Raw genomic sequence first — 25,000 nt, 5'->3', positions numbered from 1 at the left:
ATGCGTTAGATGTAACGCACGCCCAGAACTTCATACTCGCGAACGCCAGCCGGGGCCTTGACCTCGACGACATCGCCTTCGCTCTTGCCGATCAGCGCGCGCGCCACCGGGCTGGACACGGAAATCAGGTTCGACTTGATGTCGGCTTCAACGTCGCCGACGATTTGGTACGTCACGCGGTCGCCCGAGTCCAGGTCCTCGATGTCGACGGTAGCGCCAAACACGGCGCGGCCTTCGGCTTCCAGGGAAGACGGGTCGATCAGATGGGCATTGGAAAGCGTACCTTCGAGTTCGGCAATCCGGCCCTCGATGAAACCTTGGCGCTCGCGAGCGGCATCGTATTCGGCATTTTCCGACAGATCACCCTGCGCACGCGCTTCGGCGATCGCGTTAATCACGGCAGGACGTTCCACGGTTTTCAGCCGCTGGAGCTCTTCTTGCAAGCGCTCGGCCCCGCGCACGGTCAAAGGAATGGCAGACATGTCGTTTCCCAAACAAAAGTAGAAAAACGCCCCGACGGAGCGTTCTCGGTGAAGGTCGTTACCCGGGCGCGCGCATGCGGCTGGGTGCCTTTTGGGCAGAGCCTGCGGCGCGGACGACCAAAACAAAACCCCGGCTCGGGTCGGAACCGGGGCAATCAAGGTCATATTGTGGTCAAAGTCCACGGGAATTGCAAGCCACGGCAGAAAACGTGCTTTTCGGCGCATTTCACCGCTATAACCCGCTAAAACAGGCGGTTTCCCTAAAGATCCCTTTGCTTATCCAGCAACGGCGCCTGACGCGCACGCCAGGCCGTTGCGTAAAAGATACTTGCTGATAGTTTTTTGTATTCCCGAGGCTCGTCGCCGCCGTGGTCTTCCCGCGCGGGGCATCGCCCCGCCGGGATCAGACCGCCGCCGCGGGCTTCTTGCGGCGCAGCAAGGCGTACAGGATGATCGCGCCGAAGGTGGCGGTGCCGATGCCGCCCAACATGAAGTCGCCCAGCTTGATGGTGAAGTCGCCCGCGCCAAGCACCAGCGTGACCGCCGCCACGATCAGATTGCGGTTGTCGCTGAAATCCACCTGGTTGACGACCCAGATGCGTGCGCCGGCGATGGCGATCAGGCCGAACACCACGACTGACATGCCGCCCAGGACGGGCGCGGGGATGGTCTGGATCAACGCGCCGAACTTGGGCGAAAAGCCCAGCACCACGGCGATCAGCGCCGCCACCACGAACACCAGCGTGGAATAGATGCGGGTGACGGCCATCACGCCGATGTTTTCGGCGTAGGTCGTGACGCCGGTGCCGCCCACGGCGCCCGAGACCATCGTGGCCACGCCGTCGCCCACGAACGCGCGGCCCAGATAGCGGTCCAGGTCTTGGCCCGTCATGGCGCTGACCGCCTTCACGTGTCCGAGGTTTTCGGCCACCAGGATGATGGCGACCGGCACGATCAGGCCCATCGCCTCGGCCTTGAAGACCGGCGCGGCGAAATGCGGCAGGCCGATCCAGGCGGCAGCCGCCACGCCGGAGAAGTCGATGGGCTTGCCCATGCCCATGCCGTTGGCCAGCACCGCGTACACCACGCAAGCCAGGATCAGGCCGACCAGGATCAGCAGGCGCTGGACCATGCCCTTCGTGTAAACGGCGATGCCGCCCACGCAGACGATGGTCACCAGCGCCATGAAGGCGTCGAACCCGGATGTGCCCATGGCGCCCTTGGCGGCGATGGGCGCCAGATTCAGGCCGATCACGGCCACGACCGCGCCGGTCACGACCGGCGGCATCAACGCGTCGATCCAATTGGCGCCGCCTCCGGCGCGCGCGTTGACGATCCACACGATGACGCCAATCAACGTATAGGCCAGGCCGCAGGCGATGATGGCGCCCAGGGCGACGCCGATATTGGCGTTGGCGCCGCCGCCGGCGTAGCCGGTAACCGCGATCACCCCGCCGATGAAGGCAAAGCTGGAACCCAGGTAGCTGGGCACCCGGCCGCCGACGAACAGAAAGAAGATCAGGGTGCCGATGCCGGACATCAGGATGGCGACATTAGGGTCGAAACCCATCAGCAGCGGCGCCAGCACGGTGGAACCGAACATGGCCACCACGTGCTGCGCGCCCATGGCGATGTTCTTGGGCCACGACAACCGTTCATCGGGCGCGATGATGACGCCCGGCTCGGCGTCGTCCGCCAGGCGCCAGCGCGGAAAATAGGAATTGGACATGGGTTTCCCAAAATAGGTGTTGGGTATGAGCGGGCGCCAGTGTAAATGGGGCCGCGAAGGGGCGGCAACGTTTAAGTTCGCCGCCAGAATGCCGTATTAGTGGAAACCCCGAAATCCAACCTGGCAGCAGGAGCAAACATGGCGACCACGCCCATCAATGGCATCTCTCGGAACAACCCGCTGGCCGACCTGTGGGCCGAACGGATCCAGGCCAACAAGGAGGCCAAGCCGGCCGACGGCGAAGCCAGTACGCTCAGCCCGGACGGCAAGATCCGCCTCGGCAGCGCGGGGGGCCTGAAGGTCGGCAGCGCCAGCGCCAGCGAAGAAACGGACAACGACGATGAATACACCCGCCAGATCAAGGCGCTGCAGAAGCAATTGAAGCGGGTCATGGACCAGATCGCCAAGGTCAAGGCCAGCGGGATGTCCGACGAAATGAAGGCGCAGCAGCTCCTGGCGCTGAACGCCCAAGCCGTGCAGATCCAAGGGCAGATCGCCCAGGTGATGTCGCAGCAGGCCCGCGCCGCGAAGAGCAGCGGCATCTCCACGACCGCATAGCATCGGGCCGCGGGCGCCGGGGTCGAAGCCCCCGCATCAAGGCGCCCGCACTGATGGCGCGTATCAAAATTTCTGATTGGACGCGTAGCAGGGCAAACATTACTGTCTCCGAACAAATCTAAAACCACGGAGACAAACCATGCATGCAATGCGCACAGCCCTTGCAGGCGCGCTGTTGGCCGCCTGCGCGGCGCCCGCCCTGGCCGGCACCGTCACGGTGATCACGTCGTTCCCCAAAGACCTGACTCAGGCTTACAAGAGCGCCTTCGAGAAGGCCAACCCGGGCATCACGCTGGAAATCCTGAACAAGAATACGGTGTCGGGCATCGCCTACGTGCGTGAAACCCCGGCGGGCCAACGTCCCGAAGTGTTCTGGGCCAGCGCGCCCGACGCGTTCGAGGTGCTGGGCCGCGACAAGCTGCTGGCCAAGTCATCGGACGTGGCGAACAAAGACGTGCCGGACAAGATCGGCAACTACCCCATCAATGACCCGGGGGGCATGTACCTGGGGCAGGCGCTGGCGGGCTACGGCATCGTCTACAACACGCGCTATATCGCGGCGCACAAGATCCCCGCGCCGGTGGAATGGAAGGACCTGCTGTCGCCGAAGTGGTTCGGCCACGTCGGCATCACATCGCCGTCGCGCTCGGGCACGATGCACCTGACGGTCGAAACCATCCTGCAGGGCGAAGGCTGGGATGAAGGCTGGAGCACCTTGCTGCGCATGTCCGGCAACAGCAGCGCCGTCACCGAGCGCTCGTTCGGCGTGCCGGACGGGGTCAACAACGGCCAGTTCGGCGCCGGTCCGGTCATCGATTTCTTCGGCCTGTCCAGCAAGTATTCCAAGTTCCCGGTGGAGTTCGTCTACCCCTCCGAAACCGCCATCGTGCCGGCCAACATCGCGTTGATCGCGGGCGCGAAGAACACCGAGGAAGGCAAGAAGTTCATCGCCTTCACGCTCAGCCAGGCGGGCCAGGAGCTTCTGCTTGAGCCGAAGATCTCGCGGCTGCCCGTGCTGCCGTATTCGGCGCTGGCCGGCAAGATCCCGGCGGGCTACCCGGACCCGGCCGAGATCGCAAAGCGCAGCAAGGTGCAGTTCAACGCCGACCTGTCGCAGACGCGCTACTACGTCGTGCAATCGCTGTACGACCAGACCGTCACGTTCCGGCTGAAGGAACTGCAGGCCGCCACCAAGGCCATTTACGACGCCGAGGCCAAGCTGGGCGACAAAGCCAAGAGCGGCCGCGCCGCCGAGCTGCTGGCCCAGGCGCGCAAACTGACCTGGGCCCCGCTGGTGGACGGCAAGCAAGCCGCCGACCCCGCCTTCCTGGCGATCTTCGCGGGCAACAAAAAGGACGCCGCCGTGAACCAGCAGATCACCCAGCTGGAAGGCGAATGGAACGGCAAGTCCAAGGCCAACTACGAAGAAGCCGTCAAGCTGGCTAAACAGGCCGCGGCGCTGTAACCCGCACCACGCGCGTGGGACGGACGGGACCGTTCCTGTCCGCCCCGCCGCGGTCCCTGGCAACGATTTCGGGAATCTCGATGAATTCTTCGGGCCACTCACGCCTGCCCGCCGGCCCCGTATTGACGGCGCTGCTGGTATTCGGCTTTTTGCTGCTTTTCCTGGCCGTGCCCGTGGGCACGGTGTTCTACAGTGCCTTCGTGAACGCTGACGGCAGCCTCACGATGGGCCACTTCGGCGCGTTCTTCAACCAGCCGCTGATGAAGGAAGCGTTCTTCAACAGCCTGTACGTGGCGGGCTGGTCGGCACTGCTGGCGTCCTTGATCGCCGTGCCCCTGGCCTACTTCACGGTGCGCTTCGAGTTCCGGGGCGCGCTGATCATCCAGACGCTGGGCGTGCTGCCGCTGATCATGCCGCCCTTCGTGGGCGCGGTCGCGATGCAGTTGATCTTCGGCCGCTCGGGCAGCGTCAACCTGTTGCTGAACGACTGGTTCGGATTCACGATCCCGTTCATGGAAGGCTTGAACGGCGTCATTTTCGTGGAAGCGCTGCACTACTTCCCGTTCATCCTGATGAACCTGGTGGTGGCGCTGCGCAACATCGACGGCGCCATGGAAGAAGCGGCCTTCAACCTGGGATCGCGCGGGTTCCGGCTGTTCCGCCGCGTGATCTTCCCGCTGGCGCTGCCGGGTTACGTGGCCGGCACGTCGCTGGTGTTCGTGAAGGTGTTCGATGACCTGGGCACGCCGCTGGTGCTGGGCACGACGAACATGCTGGCCCCGCAAGCCTATCTGCGCATCACCCAGGTAGGGCTGGAAGATCCGCTGGGCTACGTGATCAGCGTGATCATGATCGCGTTCTCGATCCTGGCGCTGTGGCTGTCCGCGCGCGTCCTCAAGGGCCGCGACTATTCCACGCTGCAAAAGGGCGGCAACAGCATCCAGAAGCGCAAACTGGGGCCGATGGAAAGCGTGCTGGCTTACGGATGGATCATCCTGGTGCTGCTGCTGGTGCTGTCGCCGCACATGGGCGTGCTCCTGCTGTCGCTTGCCAGCGTCTGGAGCTTCGCGCCACTGCCCGACGGCTACACGCTGGCCCATTACTCGGCGGTGTTCTCCGAATCGCAGGGCATGATTGCGAACACCCTGCTCTATTGCGGCCTGGCCGCGGGCGTGGATGTGATCCTGGGCACCGCCATTGCCTACCTGATGCTGCGTACCCGACTGCCGGCGCGCCAATGGCTGGATTTCATGGCCTCTGCGGCGCTGGCGATCCCCGGCATCGTGCTGGCCATCGGCTTCCTGCGCACATTCCGCGGCATCGAACTGCCCGGCACCGGCACCTTGCTGACCTCGTCGTGGATCATCATCATGATTGCGTACTCGGTCCGGCGGCTGCCCTACGCGCTGCGTTCCTGCGTGGCGTCGCTGCAGCAGATCAACGTCTCGCTGGAAGAAGCGGCGCAGTCGCTGGGCGCCACCCGCATGAGCACGATACGGCGCGTGGTGGTGCCGTTGATGGCAGGCGGCATGCTGGCGGGCTTCGTGACAAGCTTCGTGACCGCGGCGGTGGAGCTGTCGGCCACCATCATGCTCGTCACGAAAGACAGCCAGGCGCCCATGAGCTACGGCATCTATCTGTATATGCAAAGCGCGGCCGGCCGGGGCCCGGGCGCCGCGCTGGGCGTGCTGGCGGTGGCCGCGGTGGCCATCGGCACGTATGTATCGCACTTGCTGGTGGAGCGCGCGCAATCGCGCCAGCGTCCGGCACGCAATGAAGGGGAATCCGCATGAAGAAGGTCAGTGTCGAATGCCGCAACATCCGCCTGTCTTACGGCAAGACGGAAGTGCTGAAGGATGTGAACATCAACATCGAGCCTGGCGAGTTCTTTGCCTTGCTGGGGCCGTCGGGGTCGGGCAAGTCCACGCTGCTGCGGTTGATCGCCGGCTTCAACCGACATAGCGCGGGACAACTGCTGGTGGACGGCAAGGACATCAGCGGCACGCCCCCCTGGGACCGCAACATCGGCATGGTGTTCCAGAACTACGCGCTGTGGCCGCACATGACCGTGTGGGACAACGTGGCTTTCGGCCTGGTGGAGCGCAAACTGCCAAAGGCGGAGATTCGCGCCAAGGTGGAGGCGGCGCTGGAACTCGTGGGCTTGTCGCAGTACGGCAAGCGCCGTCCCAATCAGTTGTCGGGCGGCCAACAGCAACGTGTTGCGCTGGCCCGCACCATCGTCATCGAGCCCCAGGTTCTGCTGCTGGACGAACCACTGTCCAACCTGGACAAGAAGCTGCGCGTGCAGATGCGCCAGGACTTGCTGAGCCTGCAGCGCCGGCTGGGCATCACCACCATCTTCGTCACCCACGACCAGGAAGAAGCCATGACCACGGCCGACCGTATGGCGGTGCTGGACCACGGCGTGGTGCAGCAGATCGGCGCGCCCAGCACCCTGTTCGACTATCCGGTGAACCGTTTCGTGGCCAATTTCGTGGGCACGATGAATGTGCTGGAAGGCGACGTGCGCGAACGCACCAGCGGCAGCGTGGTGCTGGCGGTGGAGGGCATCGGCGACCTGCATTTGCCGCTGACCGCCGAAGCGCCGGCGGCGCCGCGGCTGGCAGCCAGCTTCCGGCCCCACACGGTGCAGATCGAAATGGCCGACGGCCTGGGCGACGCGCGCTATGTCTGGCTGCCGGGCATTGTCGAAAGCAGCGAATTCCTGGGCGAGTTCACGCGCTACCAGGTGCTGATCGGCGAACAGCGCCTGACGGCAGATCAATCGCATCTGGCGGGGCTGTCCCCCTTCCCCGCCGGCGCGCCGGTGTCGATCGGATTGGAACCCAGTCAGATCCGGCTGCTGGCGGCCTAAACTTGCGGCCATGGAAATCTATCAGATCCGCGCCTTCGTCACGGTCGCCCGGCTGGGCAACCTGACGAAGGCGGCCGAAGCGCTATCGCTGACCCAGCCTGCCGTCACCGCGCAGATCAAGGCGCTGGAACAGACCCTGGGCGTGGCGCTGTTCGACCGCAGCGGCGGCCGGCTGGCGCTGGCCAAGGCAGGCGAAGTGCTGTTGCCCACGGCGGAATCGCTGCTGGTGCTGGGCGCGCAGCTCCGGTCTGAAGCACAGCAGCTGCAAGGCAGCCTGCACGGCGTGGTTGAACTGGGCGTGCCCAGCGAAAAGCCGGATTTCCTGCGTCTGGGCGAATTGGCCTCGGCCGTGAATCAGCGGCTGCCGCTGGTGGAACTGAAGACCCAGACGCTGCCCGCCGCCACGCTGGCCGAACAGGTCAGCACCGGCCGCCTGCCGGCCGCGCTGACCATTGCCGCCAATCCGCCGCGCGGCGTGCTGTGGCTGCCCCTGCGCAGCGTGCGCTATCGCATCGCCCTGCCGAAAGAGCATGCCGCGGTGCTCAAGCGCGGCGGCTGGCGGGAGGTGGCGCAACTGCCCTGGCTGGACGGCCCCTCCGGCTGCCATACCCACCTGCTGCTTCGCGACATGTTTGAACGCCACGGCCTGTCGCCGCGCATCGTCATGCAACACGATGACCAGGCCAACCAGGACGCGTTGGTGCGCGCGGGCGCAGGCTGCGCGCTGCTGCGCGAGGAAACCGCGCTGGCGGGCGCGGCGTCCAACGATTTCATCGTTTGGGGCCAGGCCCGCGTGGACGCCATGCTAGGCTTTATCCTGCCGTATGAGCGTGCTAGCGAGCCCGCGCTGGTCGCGTTAAGCTCGATCATTCAAACCATCTGGAAGCCGCGCGCGGCCATCGCGCCGGCCCAGCTCTAAGCCTTACTCCCCACATCACGACCTCAATGACTGAAATCTGGTTCATCCGCCATGGCGAAACCGACTGGAACCGCCAGCGCCGCCTGCAAGGCTGGAAAGACATCCCCCTGAATGAATTCGGCGTCAACCAGGCCGGTTTGCTGGCGGCGCGCCTGCGCGAAGAAGCCCGCCACACGCCCATCCACGCCATCTACAGCAGCGACCTGCAACGCGCCCACGCCACCGCCGTGCCCGTATCCGAACAACTGGGCTTGCGTGTGCGCGTGGAACCCGGCATTCGAGAGCGCGGCTTCGGCGTGCTGGAAGGCCTGGACCACGAGCACATCGACACGCAGGCCCCCGAGGCCGCTGCCGCCTGGAAAAGCCGCGACCCGCTGCGCCCGCTGAATGGCGGCGAAACGCTGGGCCAGTTCCAGTCGCGCGTGATCTCCACGGTCGACGATATCGCCAGCCGCCACGAAGGCGAACGCATCCTGCTGTTCACGCACGGCGGTGTGCTGGACATCATCTGGCGCCATGCGTCGGGCGTGCCGCTGAATGCGCCGCGCGACGCGGCGCTGCTCAACGTCAGCATCAACCGCGTCGGCGTGCAGGGACGCAAGTGGGAAGTGCTGGATTGGGGCGACGTGGGCCATGTGGCCGACGAAGTCGGCGACGACGTGGTGCCGTAGACGGCAGGCACGGGCTGCGCGAAGCGGAACCTACTCCGCTTTGCGCGGTTTGCGCGGTGCATCGCGCGCCAGCTTGTCATACACGGCGTTGGGCAACAGCCGCATCAGCTTGGCCACCACGCCCATCTGCCACGGAATTACCGTATACGACGTGCCGCGCCCGATCGCGGCCTGCGCGCGCCGAGCAAAGGCATCCGCCTCCATCAGGAAGGGCATCGAGTACGGATTCTTCGCCGTCATCGCGGTCTTGATGTAGCCGGGCGCGATCGTCACGACCCGAATGCCGTCCGCCGCCAATTCCAGCCGCAAGCTTTCGCAATAAGTCACCACGGCGGATTTGGACGCGCTATAGGCGCCCGCCCCCGGCAGGCCGCGTACGCCTGCCACGCTGGCGATACCCACCAGCCGTCCGCAACCCGCCGCGCGCATGGCGCCCACGAACGGTTCGAAGGTGGCGACCGTGGCCAGCAGGTTGGTGTCGACAATGGCTTTGAACACGTCGTAGTCTTCGCCGTGCTCGGTCAGCGTGCCCGCGCTGATGCCGGCGCTGGCGATGACCACGTCTACCCTGCCCTGGCAGAAAGCGATGAAATCGGATGCGGCCGCATGCAGCGCCGCGCGGTCGCGCACATCGACCGCGTAGCAGCGGTGTTCGCCGGGCAGGCTGTCGGCCAGCTCGCGCAATGCGTCTTCGCGCCGGCCCAAAAGGCCAAGCGTGGCGCCGGAGGCGGCGTACTGCTGCGCCAGGGCGCGGCCCAGGCCGCTGCTGGCGCCCGTAATGAAGACTCGATTCATGAATCGCCGTGAGCAGAGATAAAAAAGCAGGGATGAAAAAGGGCGACCCTCTTTTACAAGGGCCGCCCCGGCATCCTACATCAAGCGCACGCGGCTGGCTTGCGCCGCGCGCCCTCTTTCAGTGCTTCAGTCTTTCAACAACGACGCGTGCAGATCCTGCAACGGATACACCTGCAGGCCAAGGCCTTGGCGCAGGTACTGCATGCCCTCGACCGCGGCGCGGGCGCCAGCGATGGTGGTGAAGAACGTGACGCGGGCCGCCAGCGACTGCGTACGGATGGTGCGCGAATCGACGATGGCGTTGCGACGCTCTTCGACCGTGTTGATGACCAGCGCAATTTCGCCGTTCTTCACCATGTCGACGATATGCGGACGGCCTTCGGTGACCTTGTTGACCACTTGCACCGGAATGCCGGCGGCTTCGATCTCGGCAGCCGTGCCGCGCGTGGCGACCAGCTTGAAGCCCAAGGCATGCAGGCCACGCGCCACTTCGACGGCGCGGGGCTTGTCCTGGTTCTTCACGCTGATGAACACCGTGCCGGATTCCGGCAGACGCACGCCAGCGGCCAGTTGCGACTTCACGAAGGCTTCGCCGAAGCTCATGCCCACGCCCATCACTTCACCCGTCGACTTCATTTCGGGGCCCAGGATGGTGTCCACGCCCGGGAACTTCACGAACGGGAACACGGCTTCCTTGACCGAGAAGTAAGGCGGCACGACTTCCTTCGTGATGCCTTGCGCGGCCAGCGTCTGGCCGGCCATGGCGCGCGCGGCGATCTTGGCCAGTTGCAGGCCGGTGGCCTTGGACACGTAGGGCACCGTGCGCGATGCGCGCGGATTCACTTCCAGCACGTAGACGTCACCACCCTGGATGGCGAACTGCACGTTCATCAGGCCGCTGACGTTCAAGGCCTTGGCCATCATCGTGGTCTGGCGCTTGATCTCGGCGATGACTTCCGCCGACAGCGAGTACGGCGGCAGGCTGCAAGCCGAGTCGCCCGAGTGCACGCCGGCCTGCTCGATGTGTTCCATGACGCCGCCGATGAAGACGGTTTCGCCGTCGGCCAGGCAGTCCACGTCGACTTCGGTGGCGTTGTTCAGGAAGCGGTCCAGCAGCACGGGCGAGTCATTGCTGACCTTCACGGCCTCGCGCATGTAGCGTTCAAGGTCTTGCTGCTCGTGCACGATTTCCATGGCGCGGCCGCCCAGCACGTAGCTGGGGCGGACGACCAGCGGGTAGCCGATTTCGGTGGCGTGGGCCAGGGCCTCGCCTTCGGTGCGCGCGGTGCGGTTGGGCGGCTGGCGCAGGCCAAGCTTGTTCAACAGCTTCTGGAAGCGTTCGCGGTCTTCGGCGACATCGATGGATTCCGGGCTGGTGCCGATGATGGGCACGCCGTTGGCTTCCAGGGCGCGCGCCAGCTTCAACGGCGTCTGGCCGCCGTACTGGACGATCATGCCGACCGGGTTTTCCTTGTGGACGATTTCCAGCACGTCTTCCAAGGTCAGCGGTTCGAAGTACAGGCGGTCCGACGTGTCGTAGTCGGTGGACACGGTTTCCGGGTTGCAGTTGACCATGATGGTCTCGTACCCATCTTCGCGCAACGCCAGCGCGGCATGCACGCAGCAATAGTCGAATTCGATGCCCTGGCCGATCCGGTTCGGGCCGCCGCCCAGCACCACGATCTTCTTGCGATCAGTGGGCGCGGCTTCGCACTCTTCCTCGTACGTGGAGTACATGTAGGCGGTGCGGGTGGCGAATTCAGCGGCGCAGGTGTCTACGCGCTTGTAGACCGGGCGCACGTTCAACTGGTGACGCAGCTTGCGGACTTCGGATTCAGCCGAATCCAGCAGGAAAGCCAGGCGGCGATCGGAGAAACCGCGGCGCTTCAGTTCCCACAGGGTGGCGTAGTCCAGGTCGGCCAGCGTCTTTTGTTCCAGCGCCAGTTCGATGTCGACGATTTCCTTGATCTGCGACAGGAACCAGGGGTCGATGTGCGTGATGTTGTGCACTTCGTCCAGCGTGAAACCTTGCGCGAAGGCATCGCCCACGTACCAGATGCGTTCCGGACCGGGCTCGCCCAGTTCGACTTGCAGCTTTTCGCGGTCGGTGGTTTTCTGGTTCAGGCCGTCGACGCCGACTTCCAGGCCACGCAGCGCCTTCTGGAACGATTCCTGGAAGGTGCGGCCGATGGCCATGACTTCACCGACGGACTTCATCTGGGTGGTCAGGCGCGCGTCGGCGGTGGGGAATTTCTCGAACGCGAAACGCGGCACCTTGGTGACGACGTAGTCGATCGACGGCTCGAACGAGGCCGGCGTGGCGCCGCCCGTGATTTCGTTCTTGAGCTCGTCCAGCGTATAGCCCACGGCCAGGCGCGCGGCGACCTTGGCGATGGGGAAGCCGGTGGCCTTGGAGGCCAGCGCCGACGAACGCGACACGCGCGGGTTCATTTCGATGACGATCATGCGGCCGTCGCGCGGGTTGACCGCGAACTGCACGTTCGAACCGCCCGTATCCACGCCGATCTCGCGCAATACCGCGATCGATGCGTTACGCATGATCTGGTATTCCTTGTCGGTCAGCGTCTGGGCCGGCGCCACGGTGATCGAGTCGCCGGTGTGCACGCCCATCGGGTCCAGGTTTTCGATCGAGCAGACGATGATGCAGTTGTCCGCCTTGTCGCGGACCACTTCCATCTCGAATTCCTTCCAGCCCAGCAGCGACTCTTCGATCAGCAGTTCGCTGGTCGGCGACGCTTCCAGGCCACGGCGGCAGATGGTTTCGAATTCTTCGGCGTTGTAGGCAATGCCGCCGCCCGAACCGCCCATCGTGAAGCTGGGACGGATCACGGCCGGGAAGCCCGAGGTGCCGACTTCAGCCGCGATGCGGCGCTGCACTTCCCAGGCTTCGTCCATGCTGTGGGCTACGCCCGACTTGGCCGATTCCAGCCCGATGTCGGTCATGGCCTGCTTGAACTTCTGGCGGTCTTCGGCCTTTTCGATGGCGTGCTCGTTGGCGCCGATCAGTTCCACGTTGTGCTTTGCCAGCACGCCGTGGTGGGCCAGGTCCAGCGCGCAGTTCAGCGCGGTCTGGCCGCCCATGGTCGGCAGCAGCGCATCGGGCTTTTCACGCTCGATGATCTTTTCAACGGCTTGCCAGGTGATGGGCTCGATGTAGGTGACGTCGGCCGTTTCCGGGTCCGTCATGATCGTGGCCGGGTTGCTGTTCACCAGGATGGTGCGGTAACCCTCGGCCTTGAGCGCCTTGCACGCCTGCGCGCCGGAATAGTCGAATTCGCAGGCCTGCCCGATGATGATGGGGCCGGCGCCGATGATGAGTATGCTTTTTAGGTCTGTACGCTTGGGCATGATGCAATCTTTACTTTTGGCCGGACATCAGGACGATGAACTTGTCGAACAGTTCAAGGATGTCGTGCGGACCCGGGCTGGCTTCGGGGTGACCCTGGAAGCAGAAGGCCGGGCGGTCGGTGAGTTCGAAGCCCTGCAACGTGCCGTCGAACAGCGACACGTGCGTCACGCGCGCATTGGCCGGCAGGCTGGCCGCGTCGACCGCGAAGCCGTGGTTCTGGCTCGTGATGAACACGCGCTTGGACTGGAGGTCCTGCACGGGATGGTTCGCGCCGTGGTGGCCGGTCTTCATCTTGAGCGTCTTGCCGCCGACGGCCAGGCCCATGATCTGATGGCCCAGGCAGATGCCGAACACCGGCAGCTTCTTGTCCAGGAACGTGCGCGTGGCGGCGATGGCGTAGTCGCAAGGCTCGGGGTCGCCCGGGCCGTTGGACAGGAACACACCGTCGGGATTCAGCTTCAGGACGTCTTCGGCGCTGGTTTGCGCCGGCACCAGCGTCAGGCGGCAGCCGCGGTCGGCCAGCAGGCGCAGGATGTTGCTCTTGATGCCGAAGTCATACGCGACGACGTGGAACTTGGACTGGTCGGGCTTGGAGAAGCCTTGGCCCAGTTGCCAGGTGCCATCGGTCCACTCGCTGCTGGTCTTGACCGAGACGACCTTGGCCAGATCCTGGCCGGCCATGCCGGCAAAGCCGCGGGCCAGTTCTACGGCGCGCTCGGTGTCGGTGCCAACGAAGATGCAGGCGCCCTGGGCGCCTTTTTCACGCAGGATGCGCGTGAGCTTGCGGGTGTCGATGCCGGAAATGGCGACGATGCCTTGCGCGGCCAGATAGTCGGGCAAGGATTGCGTGGAACGGAAGTTCGACACGCGAGCGGGACAGTCGCGGACCACCAATCCGGCGGCATAGACGCGATTGGCTTCGACGTCTTCGGCATTGACGCCGGTGTTGCCAATGTGCGGATAGGTCAGCGTGACGATCTGACCGCTATAGCTGGGATCGGTGAGAATTTCCTGGTACCCGGTCATCGCGGTGTTGAACACCACTTCGGCAACGGTATGGCCAGGCGCACCGATCGACACGCCTCGAAAAATGGTACCGTCCGCCAGAGCCAGAATTGCAGGAGGGAAGCGGTTGATCCCCTCGGGAAAAAGTTGCGGCAGCACAGTAAACCCCGGTTTTAGAATCGATAATCAAACCTTCGGATTATACCTTGACCCGGCGCTTTTCTCGGAGAACCGCGCCAAATAAGGCCGATATCGGTGATTCCCGCCCTTTTCGAGCCACCACGCCGCGTTCTCGGGCCACGCGCCGTTTGGCGGACAGCAAGGCGCCAGCGGCAGTGATACGCTAGGGACACCTTCAACCCTTGCCGTCGTGAGCCGTATTTGTCCATGTCCAGCCAACTTGACGCCCTGCGCAATCACACCACCGTTGTCGCCGACACCGGGGATTTCGAAGCGATGAAGGCGTTGCGTCCCACGGACGCCACCACCAATCCGTCCCTTATTCTTAAGGCCGTTCAGCAGGACGCCTACCGTCCGCTGCTGGAAAAAACGGCGCGCGACCATGGCGGCGCCTCGACGCCCGACCTCGTCGACCGCCTGCTGGTCGCTTTTGGCCGAGCCATCCTGAACATCGTGCCGGGCCGCGTCTCGACCGAAGTGGACGCGCGCCTGTCGTTCGACACCCGCGCCACCATCGAACGCGCCCGCGGCCTGATCGCCCTGTACGAGGCCGCCGGCGTGCCGCGCGAGCGCGTGCTGATCAAGATCGCCTCGACCTGGGAAGGCATCCAGGCCGCCCGCGCCCTGCAATCCGAAGGCGTGCGCTGCAACCTGACTTTGCTGTTTTCGCTGCCCCAGGCCGTGGCCTGCGCCGACGCGAACGTGCAACTGATCTCTCCTTTTGTCGGCCGCATCTACGACTGGCACAAGAAGAACGCCGGCGCCTCCTGGGTAGAAGCCGACAACGCCGGCGGCCGCGACCCCGGCGTGCTGTCGGTCAGCCGCATCTACCGCTATTACAAGCAGCATGGCATCGCCACCGAGATCATGGGCGCAAGCTTCCGCAATGCGGGACAGATCCTGGCGCTATCGGGCTGCGACCTGCTGACCATCAGCCCCGACCTGCTGAACCAGCTGGCCGGCACCGAAGGCGACGCCCCCGCGCAATTGCGCGCCGACGACACGGGCGAACCCATCGCACGTATCGGCTCGGACGAGATCAGCTTCCGCACCCTGCTCAACGACGACGCCATGGCGACCGAAAAGCTGTCCGAGGGCATCCGCCTGTTCGTGGCGGACGCGGTCAAGCTGGACGCGCTGATCGAGGCGCAACGCCGCTAAGCCTGGCCCCTACGCCGGCAGGCGCGCGCCTTGCCCGTGCGCGCCCGGTTCGCGACGGCCTAACGGTCGTCGTGCGAATGCACTTGCAGCGCTTCCAGGAAGCGCGACACCATGTTGTACGCCGCCACCGTCGCGGTCAGTTCGACGATGAGCTTATCCGACGCCATCGCCGCCCGCGCGGCCTGGAACACGGATTCGGGCACCTGCACCCGGCGGGTCATCGCGTCGGTGTAGGCCAGCACCGCCTTTTCCCGCTCGCTGAACAGCGCCGAACTTTCCCAGGCGTCCAATGCGTCCAGCTGTGCCTGGGAAACCCCTTCTTTCAGCGCGATCGGCGCGTGTTGGTCGGCCTCGTAAGGGGCGCCGTTGATCGCCGCCACCCGCATGATGACCAGCTCGCGAAGGTCGCCGGGCAGCGTGCTTAGCTGACGGATCGACGTCAGGTAGTTCAACCAGCCGCCCGCGACCGCGGGGCTATGCAACAGCATCTGGTACAGGTGCAGGACGCTGCCGCGCTCGGCGACGATGCGATCGACCAGGGGCCGGGCGTCGGGATGAGTCAGATCGGCGTAGGGAAGACGGGCCATGGAAACTCCATATCGGTGACAGGACTGCAAATGCACACATTCGCACAATATATTTGACATAATGACAGCACATCGCGCGTCCCCGGTATATAGCCAGCATGAATGCGCCCCCGTCCGTTCCCCCGCCGCGGTTGCGTTCGTGTCATCGCAACGGCCCGGAAACGGGCCTGTACCTCACCCGCCAGGTCGTGGCCCGACACGACGGCGAGATTTCCGGTGGATTGCCGCGACGGCCTGGCCCTTTTCACGGCGACGCTGCCGCGCGGCCAGCACGATACGCCCGCCCTTGATATCTGGAGGTACCCTTTTGAACGACGTGCGCGCGATTCGCGTCCTGCTGGTTGACGATAACGAAATGGGCTCGGAGCTGTTGGCCGAGTTCCTGGCGCTTTCCGGACTGGAAACGCGCTGTGCCGCCACCGGCGAAGCCGCCTTGGAACTCGCCGACAGTTTCGCTCCCGAGGCCGTGCTGGTGGATATCCTGCTGCCCGACATGGACGGCTACGAACTTGCCACCAGGCTGCGCGCGCGCGGCAAGCCGGCCCGTATTTATGCCTTGAGCGGGCTGGCGCGCCAGGAACGGCGCGACGCCCCGGAAGGCGTGTTCAACGGCTGGATCGAAAAGCCCGCCGACCCCGACGCGCTGCTGGCCATCTTGCGCCAGGCGCACTAAACGTGACCCTTCCCATGTCCGCCTCCCTGCAAGCGCTGGCTGCCCACGGCGTACGTCTGAAAGTGCTGGCGCAGGTTTTCTCCGTGCTGCGCCACGAGGTGGTCGGCCCGCTGTCCAACGCCACGCTGGCGGCCGCGATGCTACGCCAGACACCCGAAGGCGCCAGCCCCGACGCCTTGCAGCAGCGCTGCCAGCGCCTGGCAGGCGACTTGACGGGCATGCTTGAAGACAGCGTCGCGGTCGTGCGCGACCTGGACCAATGGTTGGCGGACCACGGTGCGATAGCGCCGGCCGATGCGCTGCTGAGCGAGTGCCGCAAACTGATGTTCTCGCACTTGCTGCTGTCCCGCCGCAGCGTCACCTGGTCCGAAACGGTCGCTGCCGTCCAGTTGCCGACGTTCGCCTCGCGCTATTTGCTGCTGGCCTGGCTGCTTTGCCTGCTGCAGGCGCTTCCCGCCGACTCGGATCTTGCGCTGGATTTTTCCCAGGCGGATGCATGGCATGCCCGATTTTCCGCCGCACCGGATTTTTCCGGTGTGCAGCCCGCGACTTTCGACCCGCAGGAAGTCGAACTGCTGGCGGACGCGTCAGGCTGGCGCCTGGTGCGCCAGGCGGATTGCTGGTCGCTGCATCTGCCCGTGCTTCCCGACGAATAAGGCAGGCGGCAACGGCTGGCCAGCCGCCGTTGGCCGCCCGTCCGGGCTACAGCTTTTCGGTCTCGCCCGATTTGGGCTGCCACTTCATCAGGCGCTTTTCACCGACGCCGACGATGTAGTCGAGCACCAGCGCGAATGCCGTCAATACGACGATGCCCGCGAACACCGTGTTCACGTCGAACGTACCTTCCGCCTGCAGGATCAGGTAGCCCACGCCGCTTGCCGACCCCAGGTATTCCCCGACCACGGCACCCACGAAGGCAAGACCCACGGACGTATGCAGGCTGGAAAACACCCAGCTGGTGGCCGACGGCAGATAGACGTGGCGCAGCAATTGGCGTTTGCGTGCGCCCAGCATGCGCGCGTTGTCCAGCAAAGTCGGACTGACTTCGCGCACGCCCTGGTAGACGTTGAAGAACACGATGAAGAACACCAGCGTGACGGCCAGCGCCACCTTGGACCAGATACCCAACCCGAACCACATGCCGAAGATCGGCGCCAGGATGACGCGCGGCATCGAGTTGGCGGCCTTGATGTAGGGGTCGAGGATGGCGCTTGCACGCGGCGACAGCCCCAGCCACAAGCCGAAGCCCAGGCCGGCGATGGTGCCGATGAAAAACGCCAGCACGGTTTCGGTCAGGGTCACCCACAGGTGCGTGTAGATGTCCGCGTTGGTAATGAACCAGGCCCAGATGCGGCCCCAGACCTTCAGCGGCTCGCCAAAGAAGAACGCGACCTTGGAATCTCGCGATGCGAAATGCCAGACGCCCAGGATGACGACCAGCAGCAGCAGTTGCCAAAAGCGCAGGCTGGCGGAACCGGATTTGAATGACTTCGACATACCTCAGGCTCGCTTCTGTTGGGCATAGCCCTTGAGAACTTCTTCGCGCAGCACGGCCCAGATGGCCGTATGCAGCTCGACGAAACGCGGATGGGCGCGCACCTCGGCGACGTCGCGCGGGCGCGGCAGATCGATGGTGAATTCACCGATCGGGTGCGTGCCCGGCCCGGCCGACAGCACGATCACGCGGTCGCTCATCGCGATGGCTTCGTCCAGGTCGTGCGTGATGAACAGCACGGCCTTGCGCTTGGCCATCCACAATTCCAGCACCTCGTTTTCCATCAGCTGGCGCGTCTGGATGTCCAAGGCCGAGAATGGCTCATCCATCAGGATGATGTCGGGATCGCGGATCAGCGTCTGGGCCAGCATCGCGCGCTTGCGCATGCCGCCCGACATCTGGTGCGGATAGCGGCTCTCAAAGCCGCCCAGCCCCACGCGGCGCATCCACTCCCGGCCGCGCTCCAGCGCTTCCGGACGCGGCACGCCGGCGAAGTCCAGCCCGGCGACCACGTTGTCCAGCGCGCTGCGCCAGGGCAAGAGGGCTTCGCCCTGGAACATGTAGCCCGCGCGCGCGTTGATGCCCGACAGGGGTTGGCCGAAGACCTTCACCTGGCCCGACGATGGCGCCAGCAAGCCGGCGCCAACGTTGAGCAAGGTGGATTTCCCGCAACCGGTCGGCCCCACCACCGACACGAACTCCCCGGGCGCGATGGCCAGGGTCGTGTCGCTGACGGCGGTGTAGCGCTGTGACCGGTCGTCACGCGAAACAAAGGTGCAACTGATATTTTCCAGCGATAGTGCGGCTTCAGCCATTGGCGTACTTCTCGTTGGCGCGGCGCGCGAAATCGTTGGTCCAGACCTTGGAGGCGTCGATCTTCCCGCCGTCGAAATCCGCCTGATAGGCGGCCAGCGCCTTCAGCGCGGTGGCCGCGCCGTCTTCGGGGATCATGCCGTTGGGCGACAGGCCTTCCAGGCTCTTTGCGATGGCGGCCTTGTAGACCGCAGGATCGCCCAGCAGGTAAGTTTCCGGCACGATCTTGGCGATCTCGTCGGGACCGGCCTTCTGAATCCACTTGTCGGCGCGAACCAGCGCATTGGTCAGGGCCTGCGTCGTGTTCGGGTTGGCGTCGATGAACGCCTGCGGCGCGTACAGGCAGCCGGCCGGCATGTTGCCGCCGAAAATATCCTGGGTGTCCTTGAGGGTGCGCGTGTCGACGATGATCTGGATATCGCCCGGCATCTGCAGCATCGACACCACGGGGTCGGTATTGGAGATGGCGTCGATCTGGCCACTGCGCAAGGCCGTCACGGCGCCTGCGCCGGCGCCCACGCCGATGATGGACACGTCGGATGCCTTCAAGCCGTGCTTGGCCAGGAAGAAGCTGACCACCATGTTGGTGGACGAGCCCGGCGCGGTCACGCCGATCTTCTTGCCCTTGAGGTCGGCCGGGCCCTTGTAGTTGGGCAGGTTCTTCTTGGACACGCCCACGCCGATCATCGGCGCACGGCCTTGCAGCACGAAGGCGCGGTACGCCTGGCCCTTGGATTGCATGGACAGCGTGTGCTCGAACGCGCCCGAGACGACGTCGGCGCTGCCCCCCACGACGGCCTGCAACGCCTTGGAGCCGCCTGCGAAGTCGGCGATGCTGACATCCAGGCCTTCGTCCTTGAAGTAACCGCGGGCTTCCGCGATGGACAAGGGCAGATAGTAGATCAGGGGCTTGCCGCCCACGGCGATCTGGACCTTGGTCTTCTCAAGCTTCTGTGCGCGCACGATCGCGGGCGCCATGCCCATGACGCCGGCGGCGCCGGCCATCTTGAGCAAGTCACGGCGGGTAACTGACATGTGGTTGTCTCCTAATTGTCGGGTTTACCGATAGCGCCGGTCTTCGCCAGCTCGTCAATAGCCGCTGAATCATACCCCAGCGATTTCAGGACTTCCTCGGTATGTTCCCCTAATGCCGGGCCTACCCAGCGCGTCTGGCCGGGGGTCTCCGACAGCTTGGGAACCACCGCGGGCAGCTTGACCGGCGTACCGTCGGCGAAGTGATGCTGCTCGATCATTTGGCGCGCCAGGAACTGGGGATCGCTGAACATGTCGGCCACGCTGTAGATCTTGCCGACGGGCACATCCGCGCCCTTCAGCACGCCCAGCGCCTCGTCGATGCCGCGGGCACCGCACCATTGCTGAATGGCGCCGTCGATCTCGTCGACCCGGCGCGCGCGGCCATCGTTACGCACCAGATCGGGGTCTTCGGCCAGATCGTCCCGACCGATGGCGCGCATCAGCCGATGGAAGATCGCGTCGCCGTTGCCGGCGATGACGATGTTCTGGCCGTCACGCGTGGTGTACGTGTTGGACGGCACGATGCCGGGCAGCGCGCCGCCCGTGCGTTCGCGCACCACGCCGGCTACGTCGTATTCGGGAACAAGGCTTTCCATCATGTTGAAGACGGCCTCGTACAAGGCCACATCCACCATCTGCCCCTGCCCGGCCTGGCAGGCATCGCCCGACTTGCCGTTCCAGCGGCCGCCCGTGGCGTCGCGGTGGCGCAGCGCCATCATTGCGCCGATCACGCCGTGCAGCGCGGCGATGGAGTCGCCGATGGAAATGCCGACCCGCAACGGTGGCCGGTCGGGGTGGCCCGACACATAGCGCAGCCCGCCCATGGATTCACCGATGGCGCCAAAGCCCGGCTGGTCTTTCATGGGGCCCGTCTGGCCGTAGCCCGACAGCCGCACCATGATCAGCGCGGGATTGATGGCACGCAGTTGCTCAAACCCCAGGCCCCATTTCTCGAGCACGCCCGGGCGGTAGTTTTCGACCACGACATCGGCGTCCAGCGCCAGCTTGCGGGCGATCTCCTGGGCGCGCGGGTCTTTCAGGTTCAGGGCGATGGATTGCTTGTTGCGTGCCTGCACCGTCCACCAGAGCGAATTGCCCTCATGCAGATGGCGCCAGCTGCGGATGGGATCTCCGCCACCCGTGCCGTCTGGCCCGTGCGGCGTCTCCACCTTGATGACATCGGCGCCGAATTCGCCGAAGATGCGCGCGGCGAACGGGCCGGCGATAAGCGTGCCGAGTTCCAGGACCTTGAGTCCGGTCAGCGCTGACATGGTTTGTCTTCCTCACGATTTTTTGCCGCGCCGGTACGTTGCCGGCTGGCTGTTGTGGTGCCGCGAGCCTCAGGTAGTCTTGCGCTCCATCAAGGCCCAGGCGATTGTGCCGGCATCCACGTATTCCAGTTCACTGCCTGCCGGCACGCCGCGCGCCAGGCGCGTCACGCGCAGGCCGCGTTCACCCAGTGCTTCGCCCAGGAAGTGGGCGGTGGTCTCGCCTTCGGCGGTGAAGTTGGTGGCCAGGATGACTTCCTGCACCTCGCCGTCCGTCGCCCGCTTGATCACGCGGTCGAAGTCCAGCTCGCGGGGGCCAATGCCTTCCAGCGGCGCCACGCGGCCCATCAGCACGTAGTACAGGCCACGGTAGCCGTGGCTGGACTCGATCATGTTCTGGTCGGCCGGCGTTTCCACGATGCACAGCAGCGAGCGGTCGCGCTTGGGATTGGCGCAGGTGCCACAGACCTCTTCTTCCGAAAAGCTGTTGCACCGGGCGCAGTGCTTGAGATCCCGGACGGCGCCGGCCAATGCCTGCCCCAGCATGTCCGCGCCTTGCGGGTCATGCTGCAGCAGGTGGTACGCCATGCGTCTGGCCGACCGGATGCCTACGCCGGGCAGGCGCCGCAGCGCCTCGATCAGCGACACCAGCGGTTCGGGTTCAGGCAGTAAGGGATCCATTGCGGCCTAGGATCGCGCCGATCAGAACGGCAGCTTCATGCCCGGGGGCAGCGGCATGCCGGCGGTAACGCCCGCCATCTTTTCCTGGGACGTGGTTTCAGCCTTGCGCAGCGCGTCGTTGAACGCAGCGGCAACCAGGTCTTCCAACATGTCCTTGTCGTCGCCCAGCAGCGACGGATCGATCACGACGCGCTTGACGTCGTGGCGGCAGGTCATGGTGACCTTGACCAGGCCGCCGCCAGAGGCGCCTTCGACCAGGATCTCGGCCAGCGCGTCTTGCGCCTTCTTCATGTTTTCCTGCATCTGCTGCGCCTGGCGCATCAGGCCGGCCAGTTGTCCTTTCATCATGATGGATGTTCCTTGAACGAGGGGAATGAGAGATTGCCGCCGCCTCAGGCAGCGGCCGGGGGATCAACGTGGCGGATGGAGCCAGGTACGACCTGGCCCCCAAAATCGGCCAACAGTGCTTGCACAAAAGGATCGACGGCCACGGCGTCTTCGGCGGCCTGCTGGCGCGCGGCGCGTTCGGCCTGCGCCACGGCATGCGCCGTGGCGTCGCCGGTGACGCCGACTTCCACATCCAGCCGGACGCTCTGGCCGAAATGTTCGCACAGGACGGTTTGCAGGCGAACCCGGCTTTCGCTTTCAGCCAGCGTCCTGACGGCGACGCGCAGGACGATCGCGTCGCCCTGCACGCCGGCCCATTCGCTTTGGCGCGCCAGTTCCGCCGCCAGGCCGGTGACGGGCAAGCTCGCGGCCAGTTCGGGCCAGCCCGTGGGCGTCATGTCCGTCATGCGGGCACGCGATTGGCGTTTGCGGGCTGGCGCCGGCCCATCGCGCCTTGCCGGCGCGGCCGGTGCCGGGGCAGCGGACGGCGCGCTGGCCAGGGTTTCAAATTCGTCATCGTCCGGATCGGACGTAAAGCCGCCATCCGGGACAAAACCGCCTTCGGCTTCGAAGGGGATTTCTTCGTCAACCCAGGAAGGCGGGCCGCCATCGGCTTCGGCTGGCGCGCTGGCCAGCACGGCCGCGACGGCGGGGGCGACGGCCAACGCCGCGGAACCCGTGGACTTGGCCGTAGGGGCGGCCTCGGGCGCCGCCGGCGCGTCGGCCGGCAGGTCTTCCCAGGGCGGTACGTTGTCGCCGGCGGTGGCCGGAGACGCGGAGACGGGTTCGGGTTCGGGTTCGGGTTCGGGTTCGGGGGCGCGATCAGTGGCCACCGGCGCGGGAGCCGGGGCCGCGGTCGGGGCGGCAGCTTCGACCGGCGCGACGGGCGCAACCGGTTCAGGCACCACTGCTGGCGCGGTGGCGACGGCGGCCGACGCGACTGCGACGGACGGGGCCGCTGCAGGCGCGGGCGCCGGCGCCGGTGCGGCAACCGCCACGGGCGCGGCCACGGCGGCCGGGGTTGCCGCCGGCTCGGCGACGGCAACGGCGGGGTCGGCCGTTTGTCGGGCGGGCGCGGCAGGCGCTTCCAATGCGGTTTGCGGACCGGCGTCGCCGTTCAATGCCAGCATGCGCAAGCACGCCATGATGAAGCCTGCGTACTCGTCGGGCGCCAGCGTCAGTTCGCTGCGGCTGTGCACCGCCACCGAATAGAACAACTGCACCGCATCCGGATGCAGGCTCAGCGCCAGCCGCGCGATGTCGGCAGCCAGCGGATCTTCGGCCGGCGTGACGCCGGTGACCCGCTGTTCGATCGCCACGCGGGACAGCAGCACGGCCAGATCGGCCAGCGCACCCGCGTAGGACAGACCGCGAATCGCCAGCTCGTCGGCAACCGCCAGCACGCCCTTGGCATCGCCGGCGGACAAGGCATCCAGCAGGCGCACCAGATGGCGTTGATCGATCGTACCGAGCATGCCGCGCACGGCGTCCTCGGTCATGTTGCCCGCGCTATAGGCGATGGCCTGGTCGGTCAGGGAGAGCGCGTCGCGCATCGAGCCCTGGGCGGCCTGGCCGATCAGGCGCAATGCCGGCACTTCGAAAGCGACTTCTTCCTGGCCCAGCACCGCCTGCAAATGCCCGACGATGGAGTCGGCCGGCATCTGCTTCAGGTTGAACTGGAGACAGCGCGACAGCACCGTGACCGGGATTTTCTGCGGATCGGTCGTGGCCAGGATGAATTTGACATGGGGCGGCGGCTCTTCCAGCGTCTTCAACATGGCGTTGAAGGCGTGGCCCGTCAGCATGTGCACTTCGTCGATCATGTAGACCTTGAAGCGCCCGGCGCCCGGCGAATACACCGCCTGCTCCAGCAGCTGCGTCATTTCCTCGACGCCTCGGTTCGAGGCCGCGTCCAGTTCCAGGTAGTCGACAAAGCGCCCGGCATCGATTTCCGTGCACGCGCGGCAGACGCCGCACGGCTTGGAGGTGATGCCGGTTTCACAGTTGAGCGATTTGGCCAGGATCCGGGACAGGGTGGTCTTGCCCACGCCCCGCGTGCCGGTGAACAGCCAGGCATGGTGCAGGCGTTGGGTGTCGAGCGCATGAGTCAATGCGCGCACCACGTGATCCTGTCCCACGAGGGTATCGAACGATCGCGGCCGCCACTTGCGGGCCAGTACCAGATAAGTCATGGCTGGATTGTAGAGCCTGTTTCGCGTGCTGGCTGAAATGCAAAGGGGACGGGCTTATTCCCGTGGAACGAATCCCTGGAAAATAACCCCGTCCCCCTTGAAAGCGAAGGGCCATGAAATGAAATCATGACCCTTTGCTTTGAAGAATCCGGTTGGCGAGCCTTACTCCGGCACTGACCCTAAACGACTATGGCTGCTTCGTTCCCGACCTGACCAGGTTCACCGTCGAACCATGCGGAGGGGCCCGCCAACCGGAATTCTAGCAGAGCTGCGCTTCGCTTGCTTGCAGCCTTCCGGTTGGCGGGCCCCTGAGGGGCGGTATGTTGCCCCCTCCCCGGCCCTCCCCCCGAGGGGGAGGGGGAGATGGCTTTGCTTCGCTTGCCATTTTTGGCTCGCTTCGCTTTGCCTTGCTTGCTCGCTTGCTTGCTTTGCTTTGCCTTGCTTATTGCGTGGGCGCCTTTTTTTTATTTTAGGTCGATCCAGGCTTTGGCTCTTGGGAAGTATAGGGCGGCTCTGGCTGTGCGGCCGTCTAGCGCGGTGACCTGGGTGCAGTAGCGCAGCAGTTGTTCGCCGTGGCGTTGGCGCATGCGGGTGGCGAAAGCGGCGGGGGGTTCGCCACCCGCATGCGCCAACGCCACGGCGAACAACTGCTGCGCTAC

At 65.2% G+C, this 25,000-nt stretch carries 23 protein-coding genes and 1 other RNA gene; 9 read left to right on the top strand and 15 right to left on the bottom strand.

Features of this window, described 5'->3' with window-relative positions; genetic code table 11:
• Positions 1 to 5: 5 nt before the first annotated feature.
• Both greA and CQ050_RS26840 read right to left on the bottom strand, forming a co-directional pair.
• The gene (gene greA / locus CQ050_RS26845) at positions 6 to 482 is read right to left on the bottom strand and encodes a transcription elongation factor GreA (RefSeq protein ID WP_025139566.1); all 477 of its coding nucleotides are present in this window, start codon (positions 480 to 482) and stop codon (positions 6 to 8) included.
• A gap of 403 nt (positions 483 to 885) precedes the next feature.
• Entirely contained in the window at positions 886 to 2,211 is a 1,326-nt protein-coding gene (locus CQ050_RS26840) for a solute carrier family 23 protein (protein ID WP_105559886.1), read from the bottom strand.
• Between the two features lie 138 nt (positions 2,212 to 2,349).
• On the opposite strand from CQ050_RS26840, the gene CQ050_RS26835 reads away from it, so the two are divergent.
• The 6 genes from CQ050_RS26835 to CQ050_RS26810 all read left to right on the top strand — a co-directional run bounded on the left by CQ050_RS26835 (position 2,350) and on the right by CQ050_RS26810 (position 8,699).
• On the top strand, positions 2,350 to 2,769 hold the full coding sequence (locus CQ050_RS26835) for a FlxA-like family protein (protein ID WP_105559885.1): 420 nt from the start codon (positions 2,350 to 2,352) through the stop codon (positions 2,767 to 2,769).
• 139 nt (positions 2,770 to 2,908) lie between these two features.
• The gene (locus CQ050_RS26830; RefSeq protein WP_105559884.1) at positions 2,909 to 4,234 is read left to right on the top strand and encodes an ABC transporter substrate-binding protein; all 1,326 of its coding nucleotides are present in this window, start codon (positions 2,909 to 2,911) and stop codon (positions 4,232 to 4,234) included.
• Between the two features lie 80 nt (positions 4,235 to 4,314).
• Positions 4,315 to 6,027: an iron ABC transporter permease gene (locus tag CQ050_RS26825; RefSeq protein ID WP_105559883.1), complete on the top strand. Its 1,713-nt coding sequence runs from the start codon at positions 4,315 to 4,317 to the stop codon at positions 6,025 to 6,027.
• Positions 6,024 to 7,109 (top strand): ABC transporter ATP-binding protein, encoded by a 1,086-nt coding sequence (locus CQ050_RS26820; RefSeq protein WP_105559882.1) that lies wholly within the window; start codon positions 6,024 to 6,026, stop codon positions 7,107 to 7,109. The genes CQ050_RS26825 and CQ050_RS26820 overlap by 4 nt, the downstream gene beginning before the upstream one ends.
• Before the next feature lie 10 nt (positions 7,110 to 7,119).
• A complete protein-coding gene (locus CQ050_RS26815) occupies positions 7,120 to 8,028 on the top strand; it encodes a LysR family transcriptional regulator (RefSeq protein WP_105559881.1) in 909 nt (302 codons plus the stop codon).
• 26 nt (positions 8,029 to 8,054) lie between these two features.
• Positions 8,055 to 8,699, top strand: coding sequence for a histidine phosphatase family protein (locus CQ050_RS26810; RefSeq protein WP_105559880.1), 645 nt, complete (start codon positions 8,055 to 8,057; stop codon positions 8,697 to 8,699).
• A gap of 30 nt (positions 8,700 to 8,729) precedes the next feature.
• Here CQ050_RS26810 and CQ050_RS26805 read toward each other — a convergent pair whose 3' ends face one another.
• The 3 genes from CQ050_RS26805 to carA form a co-directional block, all read right to left on the bottom strand.
• Positions 8,730 to 9,494, bottom strand: a complete 765-nt coding sequence (locus tag CQ050_RS26805; RefSeq protein ID WP_105559879.1) for an SDR family oxidoreductase — start codon at positions 9,492 to 9,494, stop codon at positions 8,730 to 8,732.
• Between the two features lie 126 nt (positions 9,495 to 9,620).
• The gene (gene carB, locus CQ050_RS26800; RefSeq protein ID WP_105559878.1) at positions 9,621 to 12,863 is read right to left on the bottom strand and encodes a carbamoyl-phosphate synthase large subunit; all 3,243 of its coding nucleotides are present in this window, start codon (positions 12,861 to 12,863) and stop codon (positions 9,621 to 9,623) included.
• Positions 12,864 to 12,873: 10 nt separating this feature from the next.
• The gene (carA, locus tag CQ050_RS26795; RefSeq protein ID WP_199196942.1) at positions 12,874 to 14,028 is read right to left on the bottom strand and encodes a glutamine-hydrolyzing carbamoyl-phosphate synthase small subunit; all 1,155 of its coding nucleotides are present in this window, start codon (positions 14,026 to 14,028) and stop codon (positions 12,874 to 12,876) included.
• Between the two features lie 228 nt (positions 14,029 to 14,256).
• Between carA and tal the strand changes: the two genes are divergently transcribed.
• A complete protein-coding gene (gene tal / locus CQ050_RS26790; protein ID WP_105559877.1) occupies positions 14,257 to 15,210 on the top strand; it encodes a transaldolase in 954 nt (317 codons plus the stop codon).
• A 59-nt stretch (positions 15,211 to 15,269) separates the two neighbouring features.
• On the opposite strand, the gene CQ050_RS26785 is transcribed toward tal, so the two are convergent.
• Positions 15,270 to 15,797: a carboxymuconolactone decarboxylase family protein gene (locus tag CQ050_RS26785; protein WP_105559876.1), complete on the bottom strand. Its 528-nt coding sequence runs from the start codon at positions 15,795 to 15,797 to the stop codon at positions 15,270 to 15,272.
• Between the two features lie 316 nt (positions 15,798 to 16,113).
• On the opposite strand from CQ050_RS26785, the gene CQ050_RS26780 reads away from it, so the two are divergent.
• Both CQ050_RS26780 and CQ050_RS26775 read left to right on the top strand, forming a co-directional pair.
• The gene (locus CQ050_RS26780) at positions 16,114 to 16,470 is read left to right on the top strand and encodes a response regulator (RefSeq protein ID WP_233214322.1); all 357 of its coding nucleotides are present in this window, start codon (positions 16,114 to 16,116) and stop codon (positions 16,468 to 16,470) included.
• 14 nt (positions 16,471 to 16,484) lie between these two features.
• Positions 16,485 to 17,126 carry a hypothetical protein gene (locus CQ050_RS26775; protein ID WP_105559874.1) on the top strand — a complete coding sequence of 214 codons (642 nt, stop codon included), beginning with the start codon at positions 16,485 to 16,487 and terminating at the stop codon, positions 17,124 to 17,126.
• Between the two features lie 46 nt (positions 17,127 to 17,172).
• Here CQ050_RS26775 and CQ050_RS26770 read toward each other — a convergent pair whose 3' ends face one another.
• The 9 genes from CQ050_RS26770 to CQ050_RS31205 all read right to left on the bottom strand — a co-directional run.
• Positions 17,173 to 17,967, bottom strand: coding sequence for an ABC transporter permease (locus tag CQ050_RS26770; protein ID WP_105559873.1), 795 nt, complete (start codon positions 17,965 to 17,967; stop codon positions 17,173 to 17,175).
• Between the two features lie 3 nt (positions 17,968 to 17,970).
• Positions 17,971 to 18,780 carry an ABC transporter ATP-binding protein gene (locus CQ050_RS26765; protein ID WP_105559872.1) on the bottom strand — a complete coding sequence of 270 codons (810 nt, stop codon included), beginning with the start codon at positions 18,778 to 18,780 and terminating at the stop codon, positions 17,971 to 17,973.
• Positions 18,773 to 19,813: an ABC transporter substrate-binding protein gene (locus CQ050_RS26760; protein ID WP_105559871.1), complete on the bottom strand. Its 1,041-nt coding sequence runs from the start codon at positions 19,811 to 19,813 to the stop codon at positions 18,773 to 18,775. The genes CQ050_RS26765 and CQ050_RS26760 overlap by 8 nt, the downstream gene beginning before the upstream one ends.
• A gap of 11 nt (positions 19,814 to 19,824) precedes the next feature.
• The gene (locus tag CQ050_RS26755; RefSeq protein ID WP_105559870.1) at positions 19,825 to 21,084 is read right to left on the bottom strand and encodes a CaiB/BaiF CoA-transferase family protein; all 1,260 of its coding nucleotides are present in this window, start codon (positions 21,082 to 21,084) and stop codon (positions 19,825 to 19,827) included.
• Between the two features lie 69 nt (positions 21,085 to 21,153).
• Positions 21,154 to 21,762, bottom strand: coding sequence for a recombination mediator RecR (gene recR / locus CQ050_RS26750; RefSeq protein ID WP_105559869.1), 609 nt, complete (start codon positions 21,760 to 21,762; stop codon positions 21,154 to 21,156).
• Positions 21,763 to 21,783: 21 nt separating this feature from the next.
• Positions 21,784 to 22,110 (bottom strand): YbaB/EbfC family nucleoid-associated protein, encoded by a 327-nt coding sequence (locus tag CQ050_RS26745; RefSeq protein WP_006221090.1) that lies wholly within the window; start codon positions 22,108 to 22,110, stop codon positions 21,784 to 21,786.
• Positions 22,111 to 22,154: 44 nt separating this feature from the next.
• A complete protein-coding gene (locus tag CQ050_RS26740; protein WP_105559868.1) occupies positions 22,155 to 24,341 on the bottom strand; it encodes a DNA polymerase III subunit gamma/tau in 2,187 nt (728 codons plus the stop codon).
• 151 nt (positions 24,342 to 24,492) lie between these two features.
• An RNA gene (gene ffs / locus CQ050_RS26735) (signal recognition particle sRNA small type) lies at positions 24,493 to 24,590 on the bottom strand.
• A 215-nt stretch (positions 24,591 to 24,805) separates the two neighbouring features.
• Positions 24,806 to 25,000: hypothetical protein (locus CQ050_RS31205; protein WP_233214319.1), on the bottom strand; the 195-nt coding region annotated here is incomplete at its 5' end.

This window comes from Achromobacter sp. MYb9, assembly GCF_002975275.1.
GTDB lineage: Bacteria > Pseudomonadota > Gammaproteobacteria > Burkholderiales > Burkholderiaceae_B > Achromobacter.
This window is presented reverse-complemented; position numbering and strand designations above follow the sequence as displayed.

What these genes read in the sequence shown, in the direction of transcription:
- CQ050_RS26755 (WP_105559870.1), bottom strand. Translation starts at nt 21,084, where the DNA reads ATGTCAGCGCTGACCGGACTCAAGGTCCTGGAACTCGGCACGCTTATC.
- CQ050_RS26740 (WP_105559868.1), bottom strand. Translation starts at nt 24,341, where the DNA reads ATGACTTATCTGGTACTGGCCCGCAAGTGGCGGCCGCGATCGTTCGAT.
- CQ050_RS26775 (WP_105559874.1), top strand. Translation starts at nt 16,485, where the DNA reads ATGTCCGCCTCCCTGCAAGCGCTGGCTGCCCACGGCGTACGTCTGAAA.
- CQ050_RS26745 (WP_006221090.1), bottom strand. Translation starts at nt 22,110, where the DNA reads ATGATGAAAGGACAACTGGCCGGCCTGATGCGCCAGGCGCAGCAGATG.
- CQ050_RS26770 (WP_105559873.1), bottom strand. Translation starts at nt 17,967, where the DNA reads ATGTCGAAGTCATTCAAATCCGGTTCCGCCAGCCTGCGCTTTTGGCAA.
- CQ050_RS26830 (WP_105559884.1), top strand. Translation starts at nt 2,909, where the DNA reads ATGCATGCAATGCGCACAGCCCTTGCAGGCGCGCTGTTGGCCGCCTGC.
- CQ050_RS26785 (WP_105559876.1), bottom strand. Translation starts at nt 15,797, where the DNA reads ATGGCCCGTCTTCCCTACGCCGATCTGACTCATCCCGACGCCCGGCCC.
- tal (WP_105559877.1), top strand. Translation starts at nt 14,257, where the DNA reads ATGTCCAGCCAACTTGACGCCCTGCGCAATCACACCACCGTTGTCGCC.
- carB (WP_105559878.1), bottom strand. Translation starts at nt 12,863, where the DNA reads ATGCCCAAGCGTACAGACCTAAAAAGCATACTCATCATCGGCGCCGGC.
- CQ050_RS26840 (WP_105559886.1), bottom strand. Translation starts at nt 2,211, where the DNA reads ATGTCCAATTCCTATTTTCCGCGCTGGCGCCTGGCGGACGACGCCGAG.
- CQ050_RS26805 (WP_105559879.1), bottom strand. Translation starts at nt 9,494, where the DNA reads ATGAATCGAGTCTTCATTACGGGCGCCAGCAGCGGCCTGGGCCGCGCC.
- CQ050_RS26765 (WP_105559872.1), bottom strand. Translation starts at nt 18,780, where the DNA reads ATGGCTGAAGCCGCACTATCGCTGGAAAATATCAGTTGCACCTTTGTT.
- CQ050_RS26820 (WP_105559882.1), top strand. Translation starts at nt 6,024, where the DNA reads ATGAAGAAGGTCAGTGTCGAATGCCGCAACATCCGCCTGTCTTACGGC.
- recR (WP_105559869.1), bottom strand. Translation starts at nt 21,762, where the DNA reads ATGGATCCCTTACTGCCTGAACCCGAACCGCTGGTGTCGCTGATCGAG.
- CQ050_RS26810 (WP_105559880.1), top strand. Translation starts at nt 8,055, where the DNA reads ATGACTGAAATCTGGTTCATCCGCCATGGCGAAACCGACTGGAACCGC.
- CQ050_RS26760 (WP_105559871.1), bottom strand. Translation starts at nt 19,813, where the DNA reads ATGTCAGTTACCCGCCGTGACTTGCTCAAGATGGCCGGCGCCGCCGGC.
- CQ050_RS26835 (WP_105559885.1), top strand. Translation starts at nt 2,350, where the DNA reads ATGGCGACCACGCCCATCAATGGCATCTCTCGGAACAACCCGCTGGCC.
- CQ050_RS26825 (WP_105559883.1), top strand. Translation starts at nt 4,315, where the DNA reads ATGAATTCTTCGGGCCACTCACGCCTGCCCGCCGGCCCCGTATTGACG.
- CQ050_RS26815 (WP_105559881.1), top strand. Translation starts at nt 7,120, where the DNA reads ATGGAAATCTATCAGATCCGCGCCTTCGTCACGGTCGCCCGGCTGGGC.
- greA (WP_025139566.1), bottom strand. Translation starts at nt 482, where the DNA reads ATGTCTGCCATTCCTTTGACCGTGCGCGGGGCCGAGCGCTTGCAAGAA.